The following is a 24296-nucleotide window of genomic DNA, read 5'->3' as shown; positions in this document are numbered from 1 at the left end:
ACCCCATCCGGTCAGCACCACCGGTCGACGACCGGTGGTGCTGACCTGGTGCGGGCACTACGGCCGCTCTACCCCAGGCGGGCCTCGATGGTCTCGATGATGCGCGGACGCAGCTCCGCGGCGCGGATGACGGCGTCCACCGAGCCGACCTCGACGGCGCGGTGGATGTTGTGCACCCGGTCGAACTCCGCGGCCACCTCGCTGAGTTTCTCCGCGCGCACCGACGAGCGCAGCTCGTCGAGCTCCGCGGTCAACGCGGCGCGTTCGGTGCCAGCCGAGGCGGCGGTGCGGGCCTCCAGGTCCCGCACCCGCGGGTCGGCAGCCGTACGAGCGTTGACGTCGGCGGAGAACACCACTGCGGCGGCGGGTGCGCCACCGAGCACCGAGGCGAACGAGCCCTCCAGCGCCAGCACCGTCATGTTCGGGTTCAGCGCCTTCGAGAACACCACGAACGCGCCGCCGTGGTAGCGCGAGATCACGCAGAAGACGATGGGCCCCTGGAAGTTCACGATCGCCCGGCCGATCTCGGCGCCGTACTCCAGTTGCAGCTTGCGCATCGACTCCGGTGAGCCGTCGAAGCCGGACAGGTTCGCCAGCACGACGAGCGGCCGGTTGCCGCTGGCCGCGTTGATCGCCCGCGCGGCCTTCTTCGACGACCGGGGGAACAGCGTGCCCGCCGTGTAGGTGTCCGGGCCGTCGGTGGGCGGGAAGCCGTGCCGGGGCACCGACCGGGACTCGATACCGAGCAGGCAGACCGGGATGCCACCGAGGTGGACGTCCTGCACGACGGCGGTGTCCGCGTCCGCCATGCCGGCCCAGCGCTCCAGCACCGGGTGGTCCTGGTCGGAGAGGGCCCGCATCACCGTACGAATGTCGAACGGCTTCTTGCGGTCCGGGTTTGACTCGACGGAGAAGATCTCCCCGACGGTGGCGAAGGCGCTGCCCGCCACGTCGTGCGGGAAGCTGGAGATGTCGCGGTCGGCCGGGTCGGTGGTGACCGCCCGCCGGGGCGCATCCTCGCCGGGAGCGACGTACGTGTGGTCGTAGTGCGCCATCACGACGTCCCGCGCGGCGGTCAGGTTCGGCGCCCAGTACTGCGCCTGCCCGTTCGGCCCCATCACCCGGTCGTAGCCGCCGATGCCGAAGTTGTCCTCAGCCGACACGCCACCGGAGAAGTCGAGCGACTGCTTGCCGGTGAGCACCATCGCCGAGTCGGGCGTCATCACCAGGATGCCCTTGGTGTGCATGAGCATCGTCGCCTCGGCGTTCCAGTACGGCTGCGCGCCGACGTTGATGCCCGCGACCACGATGTTGATCTCACCGCCGGTCTGGGTGAACTCGACGATCCGCTTGAGCGCCGCCGCCACCCAGTCCATGTTCTCCGTACCGGAGGTCATCGAGATCCGGGCCCCGGCGGACAGCGCCCACCACTCCAGCGGCACCTGCATCCGCTCGGCCAGGTCCAGTGCGGCGATCACGCGCCGGCACTCCGGCTCCGACAGGGCGCCCAGCGACTTCGTCGGGTCGCCGAGCAGCACCACCCGGGTGACACCCTGGGGGTAGCGCTCGGTCGGCGTCGTGACCACCCCGGCGACGATGGCGGCGCTGTTGCGCCCCTTCGGCCGGTCCACCGGCACCAACACGTGGTCGTCGTCGAGGTCGTGCTCGACGAAGTCGCCGAGCCGACCGGTCAGCTCGTACGGGTACACGGTGTTGCGGCTGCTGGCCCGCAGCACCTTGAGCCGGTACTCGTCGAGCGGCTCGATCGGCTCGACCGGCGGCTCCCCGACGGCCAGTTCGGCGCCGCCCGCGGCGTCGAACGAGATCCGTACGGCAATCTTGGTCAGCTCGCCGGTCCGGCGGTCGCGCTGGCGCGCGATGAACAGGATCTCCTCCAGGCCGGCGCCCGCGGTCGTCGGGCGGACCCGCCCGGCGATCATCTCCATCTCCTCGCGGGTCAGCTCGCTCGGCGGCCACACGTAGACCACGATGCGGTTGGTGTTGAAGCGCGTCTTCGACGGCCGCCGCGACTGGGCGCGGCGGATCGAGTCGAGGCAGGCGGCGATGGCGTCCTCTGTCGTCGGCAGGGCGACCAGGCGGCCGTCCTGCTCGCGAAGCTCGGTCAGGTCACGCACCTGCGCGAACGCGACGAGGCGCTCGTCGGCCCGGTTCTCCCGGGCCACGCACTGGAAGAGGTAGACCTCCTCGTCCGACGACGGCAGCCGGGTCAGGTCGAACTTGTGCAGCCGTTCCAGCTGCATCCGCTGCGCGATGTACGGGTGCAGCCCACGGATCAGCCGGTCCTCGGTCAACTGGGCGCCCGACGGGCGGAAGGTGAAGTGGTGGTGCATGACCGCCCCGCCGCGACCCGCGACGGTGGTGGTGACCCGACGGACCTGGGGCGGCAGCGGGTGCGCGGCGATGACCTCGGCCAGCGCGGCCGCCATCGCGTCGAAGTCCTCCGGCTGGTTCTCCCAGCCCAGGTAGATGTCGGCGTCCACGGCGTCCTCGCCGGTGGCCAGCTCGGCCAGCCCGCGCAGGGCGCTGCCCAGCGCGTCGAAGCTGACCGCGGCGGAGACCACGCTCGAGTCGGCGCGCTCGGCGACCACGAACGTGCAGCCCGCGACCTCGCGGGTGCGCACGCTGGTGAGCGACCGGTTGCCGTAGTACCGCCGGGTCAGCACCTCCAACATGACCGCGTTGTCGAGGTGGTCGCGGACGAGTCGCTGGCCGAGCAGCCGGACCAGCGGCTCGGTGCTGCGCACCATCTCGGCGATGCGCTCGGCGCGGTCCGGGGCGTCCGGGTGCGCGTCGAGGTGCCGCAGGTGCCCACGGACCTCGGCGTAGACGCGGGCGCGGTTGCGGCGCAGCAGCGGCTGGGCGAACCAGGCGAACACCACGCCGCGGGCGAGGTCCGCTACCACCGGGAAGCGGACCTGCGTCGCGGCGATCAGCCGCTCCAACGCGAGGCCGGCCGGCTCGCGCAGCGTCTCGTCCGGCGGGGTCTCCCGCAGCCACGCGCGCAGCAGCGCCGCGATGACCTGCGCGTCCGCGGAGGCGCGCTGCTGGGCGAGGAAGATTCGGAAGACGGCGGCTTCGAGGGCCGGGGTGCGGTCCAGGTCGGTGACGCCGTACCGGCCGAGCGCCTTGCCGAGCCTGGTCTGGAAGGCGTCCGGCAGCCCGGCCCGCTCGACGTCGAGGCTCTGCAGGTAGGTGTGGAAGTACTCCCGGGCGCTGTGCACGTGCGCGGCGCCGCCGTCCTCGCCCGTCGGCCGGTTGCGGCTCAGTTCGGCGAGATCGGCGAACACCTCGATGAGGTCGAGTTCGGCGGCCAGGGGCCGCTGACCGGCGTCAGTGGCCGCCCGCCGCGCGCTGAGGTAGTCGTCGAGCACCCGACGGTCGTCGTGCGGGTCGACGTCGAAGCCGAGCAGCAGACCCCGCAGGTCCTCCTGGCCGCGCCTGCTGCGCTGGTACGCCGGGATGTCCGCGTCGGCGGTGGGCAGGTCCAGTTCGACGGTCTCGGTGCTCGGGTCGTCGGCGGCCTCCTCGGCGTCGTCCGCGAGCGGCTCCAGGCGCAGCAGCGGCGCACCCGCCTCCACCTGGCTGCCCACCGACACGGCGCACTCCTTGAGTCGCGCCTTGAACGGCGCCCGCAGCACCGTCTCCATCTTCATCGCTTCCAGCACCAGCACCGGCGCGCCCGCCTCGACCTCCGCGCCGACCTCCAGCGGCGTGGCGACGACCAGCGCGGGCATCGGGGAGCGCAGGACGCCACCCTCGTCCCGGCTGACGCGGTGGGTCACACCGTCCACCTCGACCAGGTGGGTCGGCCCGTACGTGCCGGTGAGCAGGCGGTAGCGGATTCCGTTGACGACGATCTGACCGGTGTGCCGGTCGAAGCGGTCGAGCTCGACGTCGGCGGTGCGCACCACCGGGCCGGCTTCGATGCCGACCCGGAACCGGTGCGCGCCGACCCGCGCCACCCGGGTGCGGTAGCCGACGCCGCGCAGCTTGAGGTCCAACGGTCGGCCGCTGGCGTGCTGCACCTGTGGGCGCCCGCCGGCCGCCGTCGACAGCAGCCGCTGCCGTTCGACGCGCTCCTCCTCCTCGTACGCCTCGATGGCGGCGGCGGCCAGGGCGACAGCGGAGTGGCGGTGCGTGACGAGGCGGCCCTCGCCGCGGACACGGTCGATCCAGCCGGTGTCCGCGCTGGCGTCGATCACCTCGGGCTGGTCGAGCAGGTCGAGCACGAAGCTCTTGTTCGTCGCCCCACCCTCGATGATCACGGTGGTGTTCGCCATGGCCCGGCGCAGCTTGCCGAGCGCCTCGTCGCGGTCCCGGCCGTACGCGATGATCTTCGCGATCATCGAGTCGAAGTCGGCCGGAATGGTGTCACCCTCGCTGACGCCGGTGTCCACCCGGATGCCGGGGCCGCTGGGCAGGTCCAGCCGGGCGATGCGCCCGGGGGACGGGGCGAAGTCGCGGTCGGGGTCCTCGGCGTTGAGCCGCGCCTCGATGGCGTGCCCGCGCTCGGCCGGCGGCGCACCTTCGAGTCGCCCGCCGGAGGCGACGTGCAGCTGCGCCTTGACCAGGTCGAACCCGGTGGTCAGCTCGGTGATCGGGTGCTCGACCTGGAGGCGGGTGTTGACCTCGAGGAACGCGAACAACCGGTCCCCGGGGTGGTAGAGGAACTCGACGGTCGCCGCGCCTCGGTAACCGACAGCCACTGCCAGCCGCTCGGCAGACGTCTTCAGCTCGGCGGCCTGTGCCGGGTCGAGCACCGGTGACGCCGACTCCTCGATGACCTTCTGGTTGCGTCGTTGCACCGAGCAGTCGCGGACGCCGAGCGCCCACGCGGTGCCCTGCCCGTCGGCGATCACCTGGACCTCGACGTGCCGAGCCCCGGTGACCAGGCGCTCCAGGAACACGATGCCGCTGCCGAACGCCCGTGCCGCCTCCTGGCTGGTGCGCTCGTACGCGTCGACCAGCTCGGCCTCGTTCCTGATCACGCGGATGCCGCGCCCGCCGCCGCCCGCTGTCGCCTTGAGCATCAGCGGGTAGCCGACCTCGGCCGCCGAGGCACGTGCGGCGTCCAGGGTCTCGACGGCGCCGCGGCTCCACGGCGCGACCGGCACGCCGACCTTCTCGGCGATCAGCTTCGAGCCGATCTTGTCGCCGAGTTGGCGCATGGCGTCCGCGCTCGGCCCGACGAAGGTGACGCCGATCTTCTCGCACAGCTCGGCGAACGCCGGATCCTCGGCGACGAAACCCCAGCCGACCCACGCGGCGTCGGCTCCGGTCTCGGTCAGGGCGCGCTCCAGCACCGCCAGGTTGAGGTACGGGCGAGCGGACGCCGGGCCGAGATCGTAGGCGATGTCCGCTTCGCGGACGAACGTGGCGTTGCGGTCGACATCGGTGTAGAGAGCCACGGTTTCGAGCTGGATGCCGGTCTCCGCGGCCAGCTCGCGGACCGCGTGGATGAGCCGCATGGCGGCTTCACCACGGTTGACGATGGCGACACGGTTGAACACCCGAAGAACCCCTTAGCTAGACCTCGACCTGCGTGCCGAGAGACGACGGCTCCCAGCAGTGATCACCTTTCCGGCTGGCGGCGGCCAGCGCTATGGCGCAACCACCGAACCCACCGTCCCTCAGTTGTAGGAAGTGCACAAAACTTTTTGGCACCCCCCGGGGATCGTGGCCACCTCCGTCGGCCCGTAACGGCCGCTCCGGCAGTTGATCAAGACGGTGCGGGCGGTTCACGTCCGCAGCCTCCCGTGTTCACCCCCGGGTGATCGGCTGACCAGGAAGATCATCGCCGGTCCGGTCAACCGCCGGCCCGGCTCGACCATCCCGGCCCAGGCCAGGAACGCACCAGGAAAGGAGCGGCAATGAGGTCACCACACCTCGTACGCCCACGTCTGGCGCTGCTGCTCGCGGCGGGGCTGACCACGCTCGTGACGCCGGCCGGCGTCGCCCACGCCGCGACCGCCACGGTACCCGCGACGGCCACCCCGGTCACCATCACCTCGACCGAGCAGCTCGCCCCGGGCCTCACGTACGGCTCGTTCCAGGTGACCACGCCCCGAGGCGTCACCGTCGGTTACCTGCTCACGGCAGACCTGAAGAAGAACGCGGTCTCCCTGGACCTGCTGCACCCGGACTCGGTGGCGCAGCGCACTGTCGTCTCGGCGATGACGAACGAGCAGGGCGCCGTCGCCGGCGTCAACGGCGACTTCTTCAACAACAGCGAGACACACTCCGGCGTCACCCCGACCTACTCGTCGTCCGGTCCGGAGATCGCCGACGGCGGGGAGTTGAAGTTCGCGGTCCCGACCGCGCAGCGTTTCGGCCCCGGCCTCGCCCCGGGCACCTCGACCCGGGACGTGTTCGGCGTCGGCGTGAACGGCAAGGCGCGCGTCGACACCCTGAACCTGGACGGCGAGCTGCGCAGCGCGAAGGGCACCATCGCGCTGGGCGGCCTCAACCAGTACGCGCTCCCGGTCGGCGGCGTCGGCCTGTTCACCGCCGACTGGGGGAGCGCCTCCCGGGTCCGGTCCACCTGCGGCACCGACACCAGCCGCAGCGACCCGTGCAGCACCCACACCTACGAGGTGACCGTCCGCGACGGTGTGGTGACGGCGGTGGGTTCGACGCCCGGTGCGGGCGCGATCCCGGCCGACACCCAGGTGCTGGTCGGCCGGGAGGGCGGCGCGGACGCGCTCGACGACCTTGCCGTCGGTGACCGGGTGCAGGTGCGCGAGAAGCTCGTCTCCGCCGGCAAACCGAAGCTGACCTTCGCGGTCGGTGGCGCGCCGATCCTGCGCGACGGTGCGCCGCTGGCCGGCCTGGACACCAAGACCGCCGCGGTACGCAGCTCGGCCGGTGTCAGCCCCGACGGCCGGACCGTGTACCTGGTCGCCCTGGCTGGCCGCGCCCCGGCCAGCGCCGGGTTCACGATCGCCGAACTGGCCGACCTGATGCGCTCACTCGGCGCGGACGCCGCCGTGAACCTGGACGGCGGTGGTTCGAGCACGGTCGCCGTCCGCGAGCCGGGCCAGGCCGCGGCCACCGCCCGCAACAGCCCATCCGACGGTACGGAGCGAATGGTCGCCAACGGCATCGGCATCTTCGTGGGTAAGCACTGACCGGTGTACCCGCTCGAATGCGCCCCGTCCGGTGCCACCGGACGGGGCGCATTCGCGTACCCGAGACGCCGGGCACCCAGACTGTCGGCCCCCGGTCGGACAATGAGGGCGACCGGAGGGACCCGATGACAGTTCTCGACACCCGGGCGCTCAACCGCGCGACGCTCGCCCGGCAGCTGCTGCTCGACCGCGCCGACCTGCCGGCGCTCGACGCCGTCGCCCACCTCGGTGGCCTTCAGGCCCAGGAGCCGCAGGAACCGTTCATCGGGCTGTGGTCGCGGCTGCGCGCGTTCGACCCGACGGTGCTCTCGACCCTGTTGACCGAGCGGCACGTGGTGCGTACCCACCTCATGCGCCGCACCGTCCACCTGCTCGTCGCCGAGGACGCCGTGGCGTGGCGCCCGCGTCACGACGCCATGCTGCGCCAACGCGTGCTCGGGGTCTACCGCAGCGCGCTCGACGGGGTGGATCTCGACGACCTCGCCGCTGCCGCGAGGGCCGTGGTGGCCGACGGTGAGCCCCGCTCGATGCCCGACATCGGGCGGGCGCTCGTCGATCGCTGGCCGTCGCCGGGGCCGCGGGTGCTGGGCGAGATGGCGGTCGCGCTGCTCCCGATGGCACAGCTGCCGCCGCGCGGGGTGTGGCGGACGAAGGCTGGCGCACGTTACGTCCTGCTCTCCGCGTGGCTCGACCGGGAGATCGCTCCGCCGACCGCGGCGGGGGCCGACCAGGTCGGCCAGTTGCTCGTGCGCCGCTATCTGGCCGCGTTCGGCCCGGCGGCCACTGCCGACGTGCGGGCCTGGTGCGGTCTCGCCGGGATTCCGGCCGCGGTGACCGCGATGCGTGACGAGTTGGTGACCTTCCGGGACGAGCGTGGTCGGAAGCTGATCGACCTCCCGGACGCGCCGCGCCCCGACCCGGAGACACCCGCCCCGGTGCGGTTCCTGCCGGCGTTCGACAACGCGATCCTCGGCTACGACGACCGCAGCCGGATCATCGACGACGCGCACCGACTGCTCTCGGTGGCCGGCGAGCGTGTGGCGCTGATCGACGGTCGGGTCGCGGCGACCTGGAGCGTCGAGTCGGGCACGGTGACCGTCAACCCCCTGCGCGGCCTCTCCCGATCGGAGCGGGACGCGGTGGCCGAGCAGGGGCAGGCGTTGGCGTCCTTCCTCTCCGACAACGACAGCGACCGGGTGCGGGTCGGTTCGTCTCCCCGGTGACGGACCAGCACGGTCCGACCCCGGGGAGACGAAGGCGTCAGTCGACCGTCGGCGGGGCCGTCCTCGCCGCCTCGGCGAGCGCCGCCGCCGCGCCGGCGTACGGGTTGTAGCTGTAGGTGCGGGCCAGACCGCTCGACACGGTGAAGTACGCGGCCGACAGTTTCGCCGGGTCGCTGGCGATCTCGCCACGCGCGGGGGCGTCATTGCCGTCGTCCCAGCCCCAGGGCGCGTTGGCCGAGTTGGTCGAACAGCTCCAGGTGCCGACGCCGCAGTCGCCGGACGTGTCACCGGCGAACGTGCCCAGGCTGGCGAAGAGGCTCAGGTTGGACCGCTGCGCCCACAGGCCGCCGGCGGCGAAGATGTCGATCAGCTGGTACCGCACGTCGCGGTCGTTGCTGCTGCTGGGCGTCTCGGCGACGGTCGACGGGTAGTAGACCAGGCCGTCGCCGTTGATGTCGTACTGCGGGTGTGCCTTGAGGCCGTGGCCCTGTGCTTCCTGCGCTGTCACCGGGTGCTGGAACGTGTCGTGCGGTGACGCCTGGAACCGCAGGGTGCCGTCGATGCTCTCCCCGCCGCTGGTCCAGGTGCTGCCGGTCGGAGTGTAGGAGAAGAAGTCACTGTGCGCGACAGTGACGGCCGCGCGGAGAACGCCGTACGTGGAGCCGTCCCGCTCGATGGCGAACAGCGCGCCCTCACCGTCGTTCTCGTGTTCGGTCTCGAAGAAGGGGTGGTCGGTCCAGTCGCGCGGGTGGAAGAAGAAGTACGTGATGTACCAGTGGGTGCTCGTCTCCACGACGGAGTAGTACACGTGCGCGGCGAGTGCGGTACCCGCCTGGCCGGCCCGGTCCCAGTTGTCGCGTCCGTCCAGGTCGCCGTCGAAGTCGACACTGGTGAGGTAGTCCGACTGGCCGTTCAGGGCGTGGCTGCCGGTGGCGTCCACGTCCTGGTAGTGGATGGGCGCCCAGCGGAGGGCCAGCTCGGCCCGGCTGATGGCGGCGTCGGCGGGGGTCGGTGCGGCCAGCGCGGCGGCCGCCAGCACCGCCGCGATCAGTGCCCGCACTCCCCGGGGTCGCCGGGTCGTGCTGCTTGCGTCGAGCATGGTGTGCTCCCGTGTCCGAACGAATAGATGCCAATAGATCATTCGGGATTCGGGCACCCGGCGGGTGTCAGTGCGGCGACGGGGAAGCAGACGATGTTCGACGAGATCGGGATCAGGTTGTATCGATGTCGGTCGCCTGCCATGCTGTGGTTCGGTCGTGCTCGGGGAGCCAGCGCGCACCAGATCTCCTCCGGTCCACGGGGCGCACGCGGTGACCATGTCACCCGTGCCGGGCAGCCCTCGTCGTCGACCGGATCCCGAGCGCGGCACCGGCTACCACCTCGGTCATCGGTGCCCGGCAACCACGGAGGTACCGATGCTTCGCATGTTCCTCGCTGTCACGACCATGGCGCTGGCCACCTGGACCGGGACGACCACCACCGCCGAAGCGACAGCCATGCCGACGCCAACGCCGTCGGCGACACCGACGCCGGCCTGCCCACCGGCGTTGCCGATCAGCGCCAGCGTCACCGGTGCCACCACCACGAGCCTGACCATCTCGTACGTCATCTTCTTCCGCCCGCCCTGCGGCTACGACCCGCCGATGACAGTCAGCCTCTTCAGCAGCCGGGAGGACGCCCAACAGTGGCGGGCGGCTGTCGCCGAGGTTGTCTCCGGGCCGGATCGCAACGGCTCGGTCACCATCGACCGGCTGGCTCCCGACACGGAGTACTGGTACCGGTTCACCGACGTCGACGGTCGACGCGACCCGTACGTGATCGCCTCGGCCCGGACCGCCTCGCTGACCTCGTGCCGCGCGACGGCCACTGTCGACGCCCGCTGGGGCAGCGGCTTCGTCGCGACGGTCACGGTCCGCAACACCGGGACGCTGCCGCTGGACCAGTGGCGCGTCTCCTGGCGGTGGTCCGGTGACGAGCAGGTCCAGACGGCCTGGGGTGGGGTGGCCGAGACCGCAGGGGCCGATGTCACGGTTCGCAACGCCTCCTACAACGGGACGCTGGCGCTGGACGGGGCGACCACGTTCGGCCTGCTCGTGACGACCAGCGCGGTGCCCGACGGCCTGACCCTGACCTGCGCGCGGTGAACGACGTCCGCCCCGCTCCGGCGCGATGGCGGGAGCGGGGCGGACGTCGTCTCGATCAGGGCTTGCGGGCCACCGCGCCGTAGGCGTCGATCCCGACGGCGTCGGGATCCTCCGGTCGCCACAGCGGGATCGGCACCAGGCCCGGCTCCACCATCGTCAACCCGTCGAAGCAGCTCTCCAGCTCCTCCGGGCTGCGCAGGATGTACGGCGCTCCGCCGCTCTGCGCCAGCCGCTCGGCGCCGGAGACCACCGCCGGGCTGGTGTTGGTGCCGTCCCAGAGCACGAGGTGTGAGCCGGACGGCACCGCGTCCATGGTGCGCCCGACGATCGAGCGCACCACGTCCAGGTCGGGCTCGTAGCCCATCACGCCCATGTACATCACGGCGATGGGCTGGTCGAAGTCGAGCGTCTGCGCCGCCTCGGCGAGGATCTTCTCCGGGTCGTGGTAGTCGGCCGGTACGTAGGTGGTGACACCCTCCGACGTCGTGCTGGCCAGCAGCGCCCGTGCGTGCACCAGCACCATCGGGTCGTTGTCCACGTAGACGATCCGCGAGTCGGGTGCGATGCCCTGGGCGACCGCGTGCGTGTTCTGCATGCTGGGCAGGCCGGTGCCGATGTCCAGGAACTGCCGGATGCCCGCCTCGGCCGCGAGGTGACGCACGGCTCGCACCAGGAACACGCGCGACTGCTGCGCCATGAGGACGATCTCCGGGTAGACCTCGGCGACAGCGTCGCCGGCCGCCCGGTCGGACTGGAAGTTGTCCTTGCCGCCCATCCAGTAGTTCCAGATCCGTGCCGCGTGCGGCACGTCGGGCTGAAGCTTCGCGGCGAGTTCGGGGTCCGGGCCGGCCATGCCTGGCTCCTATCGAGGGGTCGTCAGCTGGGGGTCACCACAGCGGTACGCCCGGGATCGTACTCCGGCAATGTCCACTCTCGACCGGCGGTGGACCCACCGCCGCCGGGCACGGGATCACTGTCGCTGTCACCGGTGGACCACCCCGTTCTGGTACGCCCACACGACGGTCTGCAGCCGATCCCGCGCGCCGATCTTCGCCATGGCGCGACCGAGGTGCGACTTGACGGTGCTGGTCTCGATGAAGAGCCGCTCGGCGATCTCGACGTTCGACAGGCCCTGCGCGAGCAACTCCACGATCTCGGTCTCCCGCGCGGTCAGTTGGTGCGCCGCCGCCGCGTCCGAGCGGGGAGCGGGCGTACGCCTGGCGAATTCCGAGATCACCCGGCGGGTGACGGCCTGGTCGACGAGCCCGTACCCACTGGCGAGGCGACGGATCGCCTCGATCAGCTCCTCGGGCTCACAGTCCTTGAGGATGAACCCGCTGGCACCGGACTCCAACGCGCCGAAGACGTACTCGTCGAGGTCGAAGGTCGTCACGACCAGCACCGCCGGTGGCGTACCGGTCGCCTCGGCGACGATCTGCCGGGTCGCGGTGATCCCGTCGCCGTGCGGCATCCGGACGTCCATGCAGATGACGTCCGGTTGCAGCCGGCGGGCCAGCTCGACGGCGGCGGACCCGTTCGACGCCTCCGCCACGACCTCGATCTCGCCGGACTGCTCCAGGATGACGCGGAAGCCGGCGCGGACGACGGCCTGGTCGTCGACGAGCATCACTCTGATCATGCGGGGGCCTCTTCCTTCGACCGGGATGTGGCGGGACCGTTCGTCGGGAGGGTCGCGGCGACCGACCAGCCGCCGGTCGCCGTCGGGCCGGCGGTGAACGTCGCCCCGATCAGCTGGGCGCGTTCACGCATGCCCACCAGTCCGACGCCACCGGTCCGTGCCGCCGGTACGCGTCGCGGCGCGGCGGGTTCGTTCACCACCTCCAGCGACACCGAGCGGGGCTCGAAGCGGAGCACCACCCGCGCCGCAGCGCCCGGGGCGTGCTGGCGGGCGTTGCTGAGCGACTCCTGCGCGATCCGGTAGAGCGCGACGTCGGCGATCGGCGGCACCTCGCGCTGCTCGCCCTCCTGGACGAACTCCACCGGGCCGGCGAGGCTGCCCGCCGTGCGGACGAGGTCGTCGAGCATGCCCAGCCCCGGCACCGGGGCGGCGCCGTCACCGCCCTCGTATCCCGGCCTGCCGCGCAGCACGCCGACCACCAGCCGCAGGTTGTCCAGGGTCTCCTTTCCCTGGCTACGGATCCAGGCCACACCGGCCTTCGCGGCCGTCGGGTCCCGGTCGATCAATCGCTCGACCGCCGCCGCCTGCACGACCATGCCGGAGAGGTGGTGCGCCGCCACGTCGTGCAACTCCCGGGCCATCCGAGAACGCTCCGCGCCGATCGCCGCCTGGACCTTCGTGTGCTGCTCCCGGATCGCCTCGTCCGCCCGCACCCGGACCAACTCCACGTAGCGCCGGTAGGTGGCCACGTAGCCGCCGACGAACGTCGCGCTGGCGTAGGTCAGGGCGCTCGCCGAGACGTACGCGACGGCAGTCAGCAGATCCGGGATCACCACGACGGCCGCCCCGATCGACTCCACCAGCACGACAGCGCTGACGGCCAGCAGCGCACGGCGGACGGGCAGCAACGACCCGACGGTGTACGCCACGACGAACGGCGCGAGACCCCGGATGGTCGCCTCGGGCAGGGAGAAGCCGATGATGGGCAGTTGGAGGCCGACGATGAGCGCGAGGCAGAGCAGCGGCCGGACCCGACGCAGGCACAGCAGCATCGCCTGCGCGCAGCAGATGGCGACGAGCAGCCAGGCCCGCGTCGGGTCGAACGACACCCCGTCCTCCGGTGCCACGAACCGGAAGAGCACGGTGAACAGGACGAACGTCAGGACGGTCAGCGCCGCGGCAAGCAGGCAGTCCCGGGGGAACACTCCGGTCACCCCGATCCGGGTGAGCCGTCCGTCGAGCCACTTCGTCAGTCGCGGTGTGCCGGGTTCGGTGTCGGTGTGGTCCCTCATGCGGTGCGCATCCTTGCTCCGGATCGTCCCGGGTCGGGCGGGTCAGTAGGAGATGCTAGGCGCGAGCAGGTGGAACTCCACGGCGAACCAGCCCGCGCCGGCGAGGGCGAACAGGATCAGAGCGCTGCCGGTGATCCGCCGCCAGCCGATGTGGCGTCGCACGTCGTCGACGAGTCGGACCGCGGCGGGCAGTACTCCGAGCAGACCGACCAGTTGCAGCACCTGAATGGTGCGCAGGACGGGCCCGGGAACGTCCTGGAGGCTCATGATGCTGCCGATGCTCAGCATCCAACCGGCGAACGCGAGCAGCGTGCCGGCGACCGCGAGGCGGCTCAGGATCCGCGCGGTACGCCCCGCCCGCTCCCGGGGGGCGCGGCCGAGCCGACGGCGGACGATCGCGCCGACCGGCCAGGACAGGACGGTGAGCAGCAGAACGACTGTGGACAGTGCCAGCACCGGTACGGCCACTGTGGAAGCGCGGGCCGGCTCGACGGGCAGCAACGCGAACGCGGAGTCGAAGCTGATCGCCTCGACCCGGTCGTCAGTGGCCCGCATGGCGATCGTGCGCTGCCCGCCGACCTCGCGCCAGACCCAGGGCGCCACCTCCTCGTAGCGGGCGGGGGAGTCCGACAGCGGGCCCGGCTCCACCAGCAACCGGTTTCCGTCGGTGACGCTGACAGTGGTCCGACCGACCAGGCCGATCGCCGTCAGGAAGTTGCTCCCAATCGCCCGCGAGGACTCGTACGTGCCGGCGGCGAGCGCGGCGTGCCTGGCGGTGGTCGCCGGGTCCACGCCGGCGGTCGGCTGGTCGTCGCGGGCGGGGAAGTAGCGGTCGGCGAAGCCGTTCACGATCGACTCGCGAAGCTCGTGACTGTCCAGCGCGCCGGTGCCGTTGCTGTTGAGGGAGAGGAAGATGCCGGCCCGGTCGTCGGGGTAGATCTGCAGGTGCGAGTGGAAGTACTTGGTGTCGCCGCCGTGGCCGAGGATCCGGTGACCGTTGCGGTCCTCGGTGAAGAAACCGAGGGTCATCCGAGGCCCGTCGGCCAGCGTGCCCAGCGACGTCGCGTCGAGTGCCGGCCGCTGCATCAGCTCGCGGGTCGGTTGGTCCAGCAGGGGCGCGAAGCCCACCGGTTCGCCGAGCTGGGCGAGCATGAATCGCCCCATGTCGGTCGCCGGGGCGCTCAACGCACCGGGCGGGGGCGTGCCGACGATCTCGAACGGCGCGGCGGGCCCGGCGGAGGTGTCGTACCCGTTGGACATCCGGTCGCGCAGCGCCTCCGGGAGGGGCTGCTCGAAGGTCGACGACGGCATGCCCGCGCGGTCCAGGATGTTGCGTTGGACGTACTCCTCGAAGCGCGTCCCGCTGACGCGTTCGACGATGTAGCCGGCGAGCGCGTTGCTGTAGTTCGAGTAGGCGGGGACCGTGCCGGGCTGGTAGATCTGCTCCGGTGGGTCGGTCATCAGCGCCCTCCGCAGGTTGAGATCGCCGCCGTCGGTGCCGATGAGGCCGGCGATGCGCTCCTCGAAGCCGGCGGTGTGCGTGAGCAGGTGCCGCAGTGTGACGGCCCGCTCGTAGCGGAGGGGCAGTTCGAAGTCGAGGTACGCCTTGACGTCGGCGTCGAGGTCGAGCTTCCCGCTCTGCACGAGTTGCAGCACCGCGGTGGCGGTGACGAGCTTCGACACCGAACCCATCCGGAACAGATGCCGGTCCGGGTCGACCGGTACGGCCCCGTTGCCGCCGGTGCCGGTGTCGGCGTACCCGTACCCCCGGGTTGTGAGGATCTTGCCGTTGTTCACGACGGCGACGGTGGCTCCCGCGATGCCGGTGCGGTCGAGCGCGGCCGGCAGCAGGCCGTCGAGCCAGGCGTTGACGTCCGAGTCGGTCAGGGCGGAACCCGCCCCGCTCGCGGGTGCCGCCGGAACGTCGATGTGCGGTGCGGGGTCGTGCTGGGGCGCGCCGCAGCCGGCGGCGCCCACGGCGATGACGACAGCGGTCGCCAGCACCGCGGCGAGCCGGACGACAGGCCGGGCGGGTCGGGGTGAACCGGGGGCGAGAAGGGAAAGAGAGCGCATCGTCTGCCAGTGCCTTTCCTGGCGAACGGGTGTCCGGAGCAAATCCGTACGGCGTCACCCGATGCCTTGGGACAAGCCTGTTCGAGTGATCGCCCCGAGCCATCTGGCGCGAGACGGCAATGCGCTTACGACTTGAGGAGGAGGGCGGGTGCGCCGATGGTGGGCAGAGGTGCCGCTCCGGTCGCGTGAACCACCGCCCGTACCGGTGCATCAAACCCTGTGACAGACCCCGCGGAGGAAGGACCACCCATGCGCGGCAACCTGCTCGTCGGTGCGATGCTCACCCTTACGTTCGTCGCCGGTTGCACGTCACCTCTGAAACGGGTCGGCGGCGACGCCGCGCCTGCCGGCTCTCCGTCCGCCAGCGCGAGCCCGCCGAACCCGTCGGCGTCGAGCGCTCCGACGACCGGCAGCGCCGGTCCGAGTACTCCGACCACCCGCAGCGCCACCCCGGGCGCCCCGGCCAACGGCACCTCCCGGCCGGCCGCTGCGGTGAGCGAGATCAGGCGGACCGACTGGCCGAATGCGGTGATCCGCAGTCTGAAGTTCTGCGGTGAGTCCGACGACTCCGTGGTGTTCCGCAACGGGTCCAACGGCCTCGACGTGCCCTGCCGAATCCTGCCGGGTGGCGCCCGGCCGGTGTACGCCGACTTCATCACCGAGGAGCCGGCGAATTCGCCGTCGACCGAGGACGCGCTCGTCCTCGTCGAACTGGGCAACTCCGGCGCCGCGCGGCGGCAGGCCCTCGTGCCGGTTCAGCTCGACTACACCGGCCGGGTGCGGTGGGCGCGGCCGGTCATTCTGGGGGACGCTCCCAGTCCGAGCGGCGACCGGGTCATGACGTTCGTCTCGTATCGCGTCGTGCGTGACAACGCCGTGCAGGCCACCGTCCGCAAGCTCGATGGCGGCACCGAGACACGTCGGTGGCGCACTGTCGACTTCGCCGGGAACTGGGAACGGTACTAGCGTTGTTCGACCATCGAGCCGTTCACCCGCAGCGTGCCGAGGATCTCGTCGGTGCGGTCGACGCCGTCGGTCTGCTTGACCTGGACGTACACGCCGAAGGTGCCGGCGGCCGCGACAAGCGTGACCTCGCTGAACGACGTCTGCGCGCCACCGCATCGCGCCCAGTGCCGGACGGTCCCACTGAACTCGGCGACGGTGACCGCCCGGCCGGCGGCGGGTGCGCATCCGCCGTGATCGGGCAGCGCCGGCTGCTCCGCTCCGCGCAGACCGGGGCTCACTCCCACGAAGACCCCCGGTGTCGCGCTGTCGACATCGGACCACTCGGTGAGGTCGGCCCCGACGAGCAGACCGGGGCCGCGCCCGTCGGGGAGGCCGATCACCGTCGGATCCCAGCCGCCGTCGCGCAGTTGCCGTGCCCAGTCGTCGGGAACGGCCACCGAGACAGCGCCGGTCGAGTCACCCACCCGGGTCCAACCGTGCGGCGCGGTGGCGGCGGTGGCGGACCCGGCCATGACCAGCGTCGCGGTCACCGTGCCGATGGCGGCGAGGATCCGGCGGATGCGCCGCGACGGCGGGCGGGCCGCCAGTTGCCGGCTGGCGAGCAGACCCTCCAACGCGGCGGCGTACGCGGCCGCTGTGGGCCAGCGGCGGTCCGGATCGCGATGCAGCGCCCGGCGGACGGCGCGCTCGACGGCGGCGGGTGCGCGGGGTGCCGCCGCCACCTGCTGCCCGGGCGGCGAGCCGGTCAACATGTGCTGCGTCAGCGCGCCGATCGCATAGACGTCGGCGCGCACGTCGATCCCTCCGCCGGGGACGAGCTGCTCGGGCGCCATGTAGGCGGGTGTGCCGGCCACCACCGTGAACCCGGACGCGTGTGCGAGAGTCTTGGCCAGCCCCAGGTCGGCGACCAACACCCGGTCCCCCGCCGGGGTGGGGTCGAACAGCACATTGGACGGCTTCAGGTCGCGGTGCAGCACCCCGCTGTCGTGCAGCACCGCCACCGCCCTGGCGATGTCGGCGGCGATCCGCAGCGCCGCGCGCACCGGCAACGGCCCGGCGCCCAGCCGGTCGGCGAGCGTACCGCCGGCGGCGTACGTCATCACCAGGTACGGCCGGCCGTCGGGCAGCTCACCGATGTCCAACACCCGGACCAGGTGATCGGAGTCGACCTGCCGCATGAACCGGGCCTCCTGGCGAAAGCGCCCCCGGATGTCGGCCCGCTGGGACCAGTTGTCGGCGAGCACCTTCACGGCCACCGACGAGTGCAGCTCGTCGTCGTACGCCAGCCACACGGTGGCGAACGCGCCGGCGCCGACGGGGCGCGCGATGCGGTATCGGCCGACCTGCGGCGGGATGGACACGGTCGTATTATCCGGCGACCGGGACTCCGGTGACGCCCACGAGCGGGGGAGCGCGGGTGGCGAAGGAATCTGACACCGAGGAGTTGGCGAGGCGGGCGGCGGCCGGCGACAGCACCGCACTCGACGCGCTGCTGGCCGCGATCGGTCCACGGGTGCTGGAGCAGTGCGGGCGGTTCCTGCCCTGTCGGCAGGACGCGGAGGAGGCGGCGCAGGACGCGTTGTTGCAGGTGGCCCGGCACATCCAACGGTTCGAGGGGCGGTCGCTCTTCTCCACCTGGTTGCACACGGTGGTCGCCAACTGCGCCCGCCAGACCTACCGGTCACTGCGGCGACGGGCGGCCGAGCGGCCCAGCGCGCTGCTGCCCGTCGAGGTGGCCGACCCCCGCACCACGAGCGTCATCGCCGGATCGCGCCTCGACCTGCTGGACGCGTTGGACCGGCTGGAGGCGCACCGGCCGGACCTGGCGACGGCCCTCGTGCTGCGCGACCTGTGTCAGCTCGACTATCAGGAGATCGCCGGGCAGTTGGGCATTCCGATCGGCACGCTGAAGTCCCGGATCCATCACGCCCGTCGGTACGTCAGGGAGGCGTTGCGGGGTAGTTGAGCGATGCGTATGCCGATCCGTGGGTTTGCCCCCGATCGGGGGACATCGTTTGACATGTACGCCCAACGCATCTTTGATGGTCGATGTGTCTGTTCGGCGTGGTCGGGCGCTTCTCGTCTGGTCGGGCCGGTCGATGCCCGGAGCCTGGAGGACGGATGCGAGTCATCGCGCGGAGAAGCCCACTACGCCCACGACGGCGGCTGTTGCCGGTGGCGACGGCGGTGACGCTGCTGAGCCTGGCCGTCTGTGTGCCGGCGGCCGCCGCGGCACCGTCGACAGTCGTCGGTGTGGCCAGCGGTCGTTGCCTGGACGTGGTCGGCAACGTCAGAACCGCCGGTGCCGGCATCAACATCTACGACTGCAACGGTCAGGCCAACCAGGCGTGGACCTTCACCTCAGGTGGTGAGCTGCGGGTCTACGACGACACGATGTGCCTGGACGTTGTCGGCCAGGACACCACCGCCCCGGCCGCGGTGCAGATCAACGGCTGCACCGGCGGCGCCAACCAACGCTGGCGGATCACCAGCTCCGGGACCATCGTGGGGGTCCAGTCCGGCCTGTGTCTGGACGTGTCCGGCGCGGGCACCGCCAACAGCACCACAGTCGGCCTCTGGACCTGCAACGGGCAGTCCAACCAGCGGTGGACGACGTCCTTCGGCAGCGCCGACAGTCAGCCGCCGACGGCGCCGGGTAGCCCGCGGGTCAGCGGCCTGACCTGCAACTCGGTCACGTTCGCGTGGAACGCCTCGACTGACAACGTCGCGGTGGCTTTCTACGACATCTACCACGACGGCCAGTTGATGACGTCGGTGAGCGGCACGACGCTCTCCGCCAACCTGACAGTGGTGCCCGGGGCAACCTGGGGCCTGTACGTCAACGCCCGCGACGCCGCCGGCAACGTGTCGCAGGCGAGCGCGACCGTGTCGATCACTCCGCCGCCCTGTCAGGCCGACAGCCAGCCACCGACGGCGCCGCAACAGCTCACCGGCACCGCGTCGGGCACCACTGTGACGCTGCGCTGGGCCGCGTCGACCGACAACATCGGGGTACGGGCGTACGACATCTACCGGGCTGGCGCGAAGGTGGGAACGGTCACCGGCGCGCCGCCCGCGACCACGTTCACCGACAGCGGTCTGACGGCGAACACCTCCTACCAGTACTACGTGGTGGCTCGGGACGCGCAGGACAACGCCTCGTCGCGCAGCGGCACCGCGACGGTGACCACCGGCGCGGCGTGCGCCAGCCCGGTGTGCGGGGTGCGGCAGGTCACCACCGACACCGACATCCCGTGGGGTCTGGTGACGTTGCCCGACGGCAGCGTGCTCTACAACCGCCGCGACGCGCACGACATCATCCAGCTCAACCCGACCACCGGGGCCAAGACGAACCTGGGCACGGTGCCGAACGTGCAGAGCACCGACGGTGAGGGTGGCCTGTTGGGGCTCGCCATCTCGGCCGGTTACTCCAGCGACCGCTGGCTGTACATCATGCACACCTCACCGAGCGACAACCGCATCGTCCGGATCAGGTTGGAGAACGGGCGACTCAACACCGCCAGCGAGCAGGTCCTGCTCAGCGGCATCCGGCGGAACAAGTACCACGACGGTGGTCGCCTGCGGTTCGGCCCGGACGGCAAGCTGTACGCGAGCACCGGTGACGCCCAGAACGGCAACTACGCCCAGGACCGGTCCAGCCTCGAAGGCAAGATCCTGCGGCTCAACCCGGACGGCACCGTCCCCTCGGACAACCCGTTCGGCAACTACGTGTGGAGCTACGGCCACCGCAACCCGCAGGGGCTGGCGTTCGACTCGCAGGGCCGGCTGTGGGAGCAGGAGTTCGGCAACTCGGTGATGGATGAGACCAACCTGATCACCAAGGGCGGAAACTACGGCTGGCCGGCGTGCGAGGGCACCAGTGGCGCCTGCGGTACGGCCGGGTTCATCGCGCCGGCGCGCACCTATCCCACTGCCGAAGGGTCCTGTTCCGGCATCACGGTCGTGCGCGACGCGCTCTACGTGGCCTGCGCCCGAGGGGCTCGGATGTACCGCGCGGTGATCAGCGGCAGCAGCCTGACGAACGTGCAGACCTACTTCAGTGGCACCTACGGTCGGCTGCGGACTGTGGAGCCGGCTCCCGACGGCGGCCTGTGGCTGACCACCACCAACGTCGGCGACAAGGACAGCACCCCGAACAACAGCAACGAGAGAATTCTCCACGTCACGCTGGGCAACTGACCATCGGTGAATCCGTCCGTGCGGGGGCCCTGCGCCTCCGCACGGGCGGGTGGTCCAGCACCCGCTGGCCCAGGCCGCCTGTGCCGGAACCCCGGTCAGTAGGCAGGGCTCGGCCAGTGCGGGTCGTCCCAGCGGGCCGGGCCGGTGAGACCGAGCAGCCTGATCCGGTGCAGCATCTGCGGGTCAGCGCCGATCCTCTGCAACCGGGCCGGCGCGTTCCGCAGCAGCCATGCGGTGAGTGCCGCGCGGAGGACCTCCTTGTCGTCGTCCGTCAGCGTCCAGGTGCTCCACGGCAGTTCGTCGTTGAGCAGGTCGTAGTCCCACTCTGCGAAAGCCTCGGCGAGCCGTTGGTCCGCCACCGGACTGTCCGTCGTCGCCCAGGCGCCGAGCCAGTTGTCGAGCACGCCAGAGGCTTCGACGAGCGTGGCCAGCACCGCGTGCGCCGGCACCTCGGCGTCCGGGTCGGTGAGCGTGACGACCCACCAGGCGTCCAGGAACTCGCGGATCGCCGTCGACTGCTCGGCGGGCCACTGCTGCCCGCGACCGAGCGCGAACGCCCGCCCCGCGTAGTCCATGCTGGCGAGACGCTCCGACTCGCCGCTGACCAACGCCCTGGCGAGTTGGGGCAGGATCCGGCGCAGCATCGCCGCAGGGAAGTCCCAGTCCCCGGCCGAGTAGGTTCGGCGCAGCAGGTCCGGGTCCAGCTCGATGTCCGGGGTCTTGAGTCGGGCGAGTTCCTCGGCGCTGCCCCAGTGGCACTCGCAGTTGCCGTCGTCGGGGTGGGCGGTCATGCCACGGTAGGTGGTGGCGAGATGGGCCAGGGCGGCGTCGAGTCGACGCCGTGGGGGCGTGGGTTGCGTCACGGGGATGCGCCTTCGTGGACTCCGGCGGCGCGGCGGCCGAAGAGCGCGACGTTACACCCTCAGCCGCTGGTCAGGAGCACGAGCTGCTGGGTGGCCCGGGTCATCGCGACGTAGCGGTCGACCGCCCCCTCGATGCCGGTGCCGAACGCTTGCGGGTCGACGAGGACGACCAGGTCGAATTCGAGGCCCTTGGCCTGCTCCGGGCTCAGTGACCGGACCCGGGACGTCGGCGGGATCGTCGGGTCGCCGATCACGCAGGCGATCCCTTCGGCGTGGGCTGTCAACCAGGTGTCCAGGATCGAACCCAGGTCGGCGACCGATCCGTGCACGACGGGCAGCCCGTTGCCCCGGATGGAGGTCGGCACGTTGGCGTCGGGGAGCACGGCCCTGATCACGGGCTCGGCCTCCGCCATGACCTCCGCCGGCGTCCGGTAGTTGATGGTCAACGAGGCCACCGTGACCCGGTCGAGCCCGACCCGCTTGAGGCGTTCCTGCCACGACTCGGCGAACCCGTGCCGGGCCTGCGCGCGGTCTCCCACGATGGTGAAGCTGCGCGACGGGCAGCGCGTCAGCAGCATCTGCCACTGGGCGTCGGTCAGCTCCTGCGCCTCGTCGACGACGATGTGCGCGAACGGGCCGGCCAGCAGGTCCGGGTCGGCGTCCGGCAGCGCCGACTCGTCGACCAGGACCTCGCGCAGGTCGGGTTGGCGCAGCATCGCCAGCAGGCCCTCGCCGTCGTCGTAGGTGTCGGCCGCGAGCAGCTCGTCGACGACCCTGGCCATGTGCTCGCGTTCGACAGCGGCGGCCGGGTCACGCCGACGGGTGCGCCCCGCCCTCTCCGCGTCGCCGATCCGCTGCCGCGCCGCGTCGAGCAGCGGCAGGTCGGACACGGTCCAGGCCCGGGGCTCGTCGCGCTGCAGCTTGCGGGCCTCCGCCGGGCTGAGCCACGGCGCGCACCTGCGCAGGTACGCGGGCACCGACCACAGGTCACCCACGAGATCAGCCGCGTCGAGCAACGGCCAGGCTCTGTTTACCGTCGCCCGCAGCTCCCGGTTGCGCAGCAGCGAGTCGCGGAGCACGGCGTCCGGCTCCTCGCCGTCGTACCTGTCGATGAGGATGGTGAGCAACCCCTCCCAGATCTCCTCGCGCGCCTCGTTGTGCGGGGTGCCCGGACCCGGCGTCTGGAACGCGTCGGCCCAGTCGTCGGCGCTCAGGCGGACGTCGGAGTCGCCGACCGGGACCGTCATCGGGGCGGTCGGTGGGTCCTCGTAGAACCGGACGGCCGCGTCGATCGCCGTGACCAGCTCGGCCGAGGACTTCAGCCGGGCCACGTCCGGGTCGGTGTCGACGGTTGCCGTGGCCCCCTCGGGAACGAGGTCGCGCAGGGTGCAGGTCTGCACGTCCTCCTCGCCGAGGCTGGGCAGGACATCGGCGACGTAGGCCAGGTAGGGCTGGTGCGGCCCCACGAAGAGCACCCCACCCCGGCGTTGACCGAGGCGGGGGTCGGAGTAGAGCAGGTACGCGGTGCGATGCAGGGCGACGACTGTCTTACCGGTGCCCGGACCGCCGTCGACCACGAGGGCACCGGCCGAGCCCGCCCGGATGATGGCGTCCTGGTCGGCCTGGATCGTGCTGAGCACGTCGCGCATCCGCGCCGACCGGGCGCTGCCCAGGCTGGCGATGAAGGCGGACTGGTCGTCGAGCGCGACAGCGTGCCCGACGAACCCGTCCGCTGTGAACACCTCGTCCCAGTAGTCGCTGATCCGGCCGCGGGTCCAGCGGTAGCGGCGGCGGCTCGCCAGGCCCATCGGGTTGGCGTGGGTCGCGCCGAAGAACGGCTCGGCGGCGGGTGAGCGCCAGTCGAGCAGCAGCCGACGGCCTGTGCTGTCGATGAGACCGCGACGCCCGACGTACACCGGCTCACTGTGGTCGGCCTCGACCAGGTGGCCGAGGCAGAGGTCCAGCCCGTAGCGGCTCAGCGAGCGCAGGCGGGCGGTCAGCCGGCGGACCTCGTCGTCGCGGTCGACGGCCTGCCGGCCCTTACCGCCGGGCGCACGACGCGCGGTGTCCAGGCGGTCGGACAGTTCGGCGTTCAGCTGCGCGAGGCTCTGCGCCATGGCCGTGAAGTGCCGCTCGTCCTGGGTGATGAGCGCCGGGTCGGCCTTGGCGGCGAGGTGATCGGGAAGGTCGAACACGGAGGTGGGCAAGGAATCCAATTCATGACTTCCATTTCGGCAGAATTTGGTCTCGGCCGACGATTCTGCGTCATAAATGGGGTCTTGCCGCAAGCCCCCCAGTGCGGTATAAGTTAGAAGTGGCGGGAGGCCGAGTGCCTCCCGTTTTCCGTGTTCAGGGCACGTCGACGACCTCGCGGCCGAGGGGCCAGAAGGCGGCCGGTACGAGCTTGAAGTTGGCGATGCCGAACGGGATCCCGATGATCGTTATGCAGAGAGCGATGCCGGCGAGGATGTGGGAGAGCGCGAGCCACCAGCCGGCCAGCACGACCCAGAGGATGTTCGCCAGGCCGGACCCGACGCCCGCGCCCGGCTTGGGCACCACCGTGCGGCCGAAGGGCCACAGTGAGTAGACCGCGAGGCGCAGCGACGCGACGCCGAACGGGATGGTGATGACCAGGACGAAGCAGATCAGCGCGGCGATGCCGTAGCCGACGGCCAGCACGAGGCCACCACCGAAGACGAGCCACAGCACATTCAGTACGAAACGAATCATTACTCCAGCATGAAACAT

At 71.4% G+C, this 24296-nt stretch carries 16 protein-coding genes; 6 read left to right on the top strand and 10 right to left on the bottom strand.

Annotated elements, in window-relative coordinates; translation table 11 throughout:
• Positions 1–68: 68 nt before the first annotated feature.
• Positions 69–5531 carry a carboxyl transferase domain-containing protein gene (locus AB0B98_RS02000; protein WP_357360088.1) on the bottom strand — a complete coding sequence of 1821 codons (5463 nt, stop codon included), beginning with the start codon at positions 5529–5531 and terminating at the stop codon, positions 69–71.
• Positions 5532–5891: 360 nt separating this feature from the next.
• Here AB0B98_RS02000 and AB0B98_RS01995 point away from each other — a divergent pair, with 360 nt between their 5' ends.
• Both AB0B98_RS01995 and AB0B98_RS01990 read left to right on the top strand, forming a co-directional pair.
• On the top strand, positions 5892–7148 hold the full coding sequence (locus AB0B98_RS01995) for a phosphodiester glycosidase family protein (RefSeq protein ID WP_357360086.1): 1257 nt from the start codon (positions 5892–5894) through the stop codon (positions 7146–7148).
• 125 nt (positions 7149–7273) lie between these two features.
• The gene (locus AB0B98_RS01990) at positions 7274–8371 is read left to right on the top strand and encodes a winged helix DNA-binding domain-containing protein (RefSeq protein WP_357360084.1); all 1098 of its coding nucleotides are present in this window, start codon (positions 7274–7276) and stop codon (positions 8369–8371) included.
• Positions 8372–8408: 37 nt separating this feature from the next.
• On the opposite strand, the gene AB0B98_RS01985 is transcribed toward AB0B98_RS01990, so the two are convergent.
• On the bottom strand, positions 8409–9470 hold the full coding sequence (locus tag AB0B98_RS01985) for a hypothetical protein (RefSeq protein ID WP_357360082.1): 1062 nt from the start codon (positions 9468–9470) through the stop codon (positions 8409–8411).
• 316 nt (positions 9471–9786) lie between these two features.
• Between AB0B98_RS01985 and AB0B98_RS01980 the strand changes: the two genes are divergently transcribed.
• Positions 9787–10515 carry a cellulose binding domain-containing protein gene (locus tag AB0B98_RS01980; RefSeq protein ID WP_357360080.1) on the top strand — a complete coding sequence of 243 codons (729 nt, stop codon included), beginning with the start codon at positions 9787–9789 and terminating at the stop codon, positions 10513–10515.
• Between the two features lie 55 nt (positions 10516–10570).
• Here the strand turns inward: AB0B98_RS01980 and AB0B98_RS01975 are convergent, their stop codons facing one another.
• The 4 genes from AB0B98_RS01975 to AB0B98_RS01960 form a co-directional block, all read right to left on the bottom strand.
• Positions 10571–11368 (bottom strand): SAM-dependent methyltransferase, encoded by a 798-nt coding sequence (locus AB0B98_RS01975; protein WP_238667703.1) that lies wholly within the window; start codon positions 11366–11368, stop codon positions 10571–10573.
• A 129-nt stretch (positions 11369–11497) separates the two neighbouring features.
• Positions 11498–12154, bottom strand: a complete 657-nt coding sequence (locus AB0B98_RS01970; protein WP_238667702.1) for a response regulator transcription factor — start codon at positions 12152–12154, stop codon at positions 11498–11500.
• Positions 12151–13446 carry a histidine kinase gene (locus AB0B98_RS01965; RefSeq protein ID WP_357360077.1) on the bottom strand — a complete coding sequence of 432 codons (1296 nt, stop codon included), beginning with the start codon at positions 13444–13446 and terminating at the stop codon, positions 12151–12153. The genes AB0B98_RS01970 and AB0B98_RS01965 overlap by 4 nt, the downstream gene beginning before the upstream one ends.
• Positions 13447–13488: 42 nt before the next feature.
• Positions 13489–15519 (bottom strand): serine hydrolase domain-containing protein, encoded by a 2031-nt coding sequence (locus AB0B98_RS01960; RefSeq protein WP_357360075.1) that lies wholly within the window; start codon positions 15517–15519, stop codon positions 13489–13491.
• A 249-nt stretch (positions 15520–15768) separates the two neighbouring features.
• Here AB0B98_RS01960 and AB0B98_RS01955 point away from each other — a divergent pair, with 249 nt between their 5' ends.
• Positions 15769–16485, top strand: a complete 717-nt coding sequence (locus AB0B98_RS01955; protein WP_357360073.1) for a hypothetical protein — start codon at positions 15769–15771, stop codon at positions 16483–16485.
• Here the strand turns inward: AB0B98_RS01955 and AB0B98_RS01950 are convergent.
• The gene (locus tag AB0B98_RS01950) at positions 16482–17846 is read right to left on the bottom strand and encodes a serine/threonine-protein kinase (protein ID WP_357360071.1); all 1365 of its coding nucleotides are present in this window, start codon (positions 17844–17846) and stop codon (positions 16482–16484) included. The two genes, AB0B98_RS01955 and AB0B98_RS01950, sit on opposite strands and share 4 nt — an antisense overlap.
• A gap of 56 nt (positions 17847–17902) precedes the next feature.
• Between AB0B98_RS01950 and AB0B98_RS01945 the strand changes: the two genes are divergently transcribed.
• Both AB0B98_RS01945 and AB0B98_RS01940 read left to right on the top strand, forming a co-directional pair.
• Positions 17903–18451, top strand: a complete 549-nt coding sequence (locus AB0B98_RS01945; protein WP_238667697.1) for an RNA polymerase sigma factor — start codon at positions 17903–17905, stop codon at positions 18449–18451.
• Positions 18452–18606: 155 nt separating this feature from the next.
• Positions 18607–20685, top strand: coding sequence for a PQQ-dependent sugar dehydrogenase (locus tag AB0B98_RS01940; RefSeq protein WP_357360068.1), 2079 nt, complete (start codon positions 18607–18609; stop codon positions 20683–20685).
• A gap of 95 nt (positions 20686–20780) precedes the next feature.
• Here AB0B98_RS01940 and AB0B98_RS01935 read toward each other — a convergent pair whose 3' ends face one another.
• From AB0B98_RS01935 to AB0B98_RS01925, 3 genes are all read right to left on the bottom strand, one after another.
• Positions 20781–21548 carry a hypothetical protein gene (locus tag AB0B98_RS01935; RefSeq protein WP_357360066.1) on the bottom strand — a complete coding sequence of 256 codons (768 nt, stop codon included), beginning with the start codon at positions 21546–21548 and terminating at the stop codon, positions 20781–20783.
• A gap of 59 nt (positions 21549–21607) precedes the next feature.
• Positions 21608–23755: an RNA polymerase recycling motor ATPase HelR gene (helR, locus tag AB0B98_RS01930; RefSeq protein ID WP_357360064.1), complete on the bottom strand. Its 2148-nt coding sequence runs from the start codon at positions 23753–23755 to the stop codon at positions 21608–21610.
• A gap of 142 nt (positions 23756–23897) precedes the next feature.
• Positions 23898–24278: a YccF domain-containing protein gene (locus tag AB0B98_RS01925; RefSeq protein WP_238668138.1), complete on the bottom strand. Its 381-nt coding sequence runs from the start codon at positions 24276–24278 to the stop codon at positions 23898–23900.
• Positions 24279–24296: the final 18 nt, after the last annotated feature.

The sequence above is a fragment of the Micromonospora sp. NPDC048947 genome, assembly GCF_040649495.1.
In the GTDB taxonomy this organism is placed as follows: domain Bacteria; phylum Actinomycetota; class Actinomycetes; order Mycobacteriales; family Micromonosporaceae; genus Micromonospora; species Micromonospora alfalfae.
Note: the sequence above shows the minus strand (reverse complement) of the source record. Positions and strands in the feature narration are given on the sequence as shown.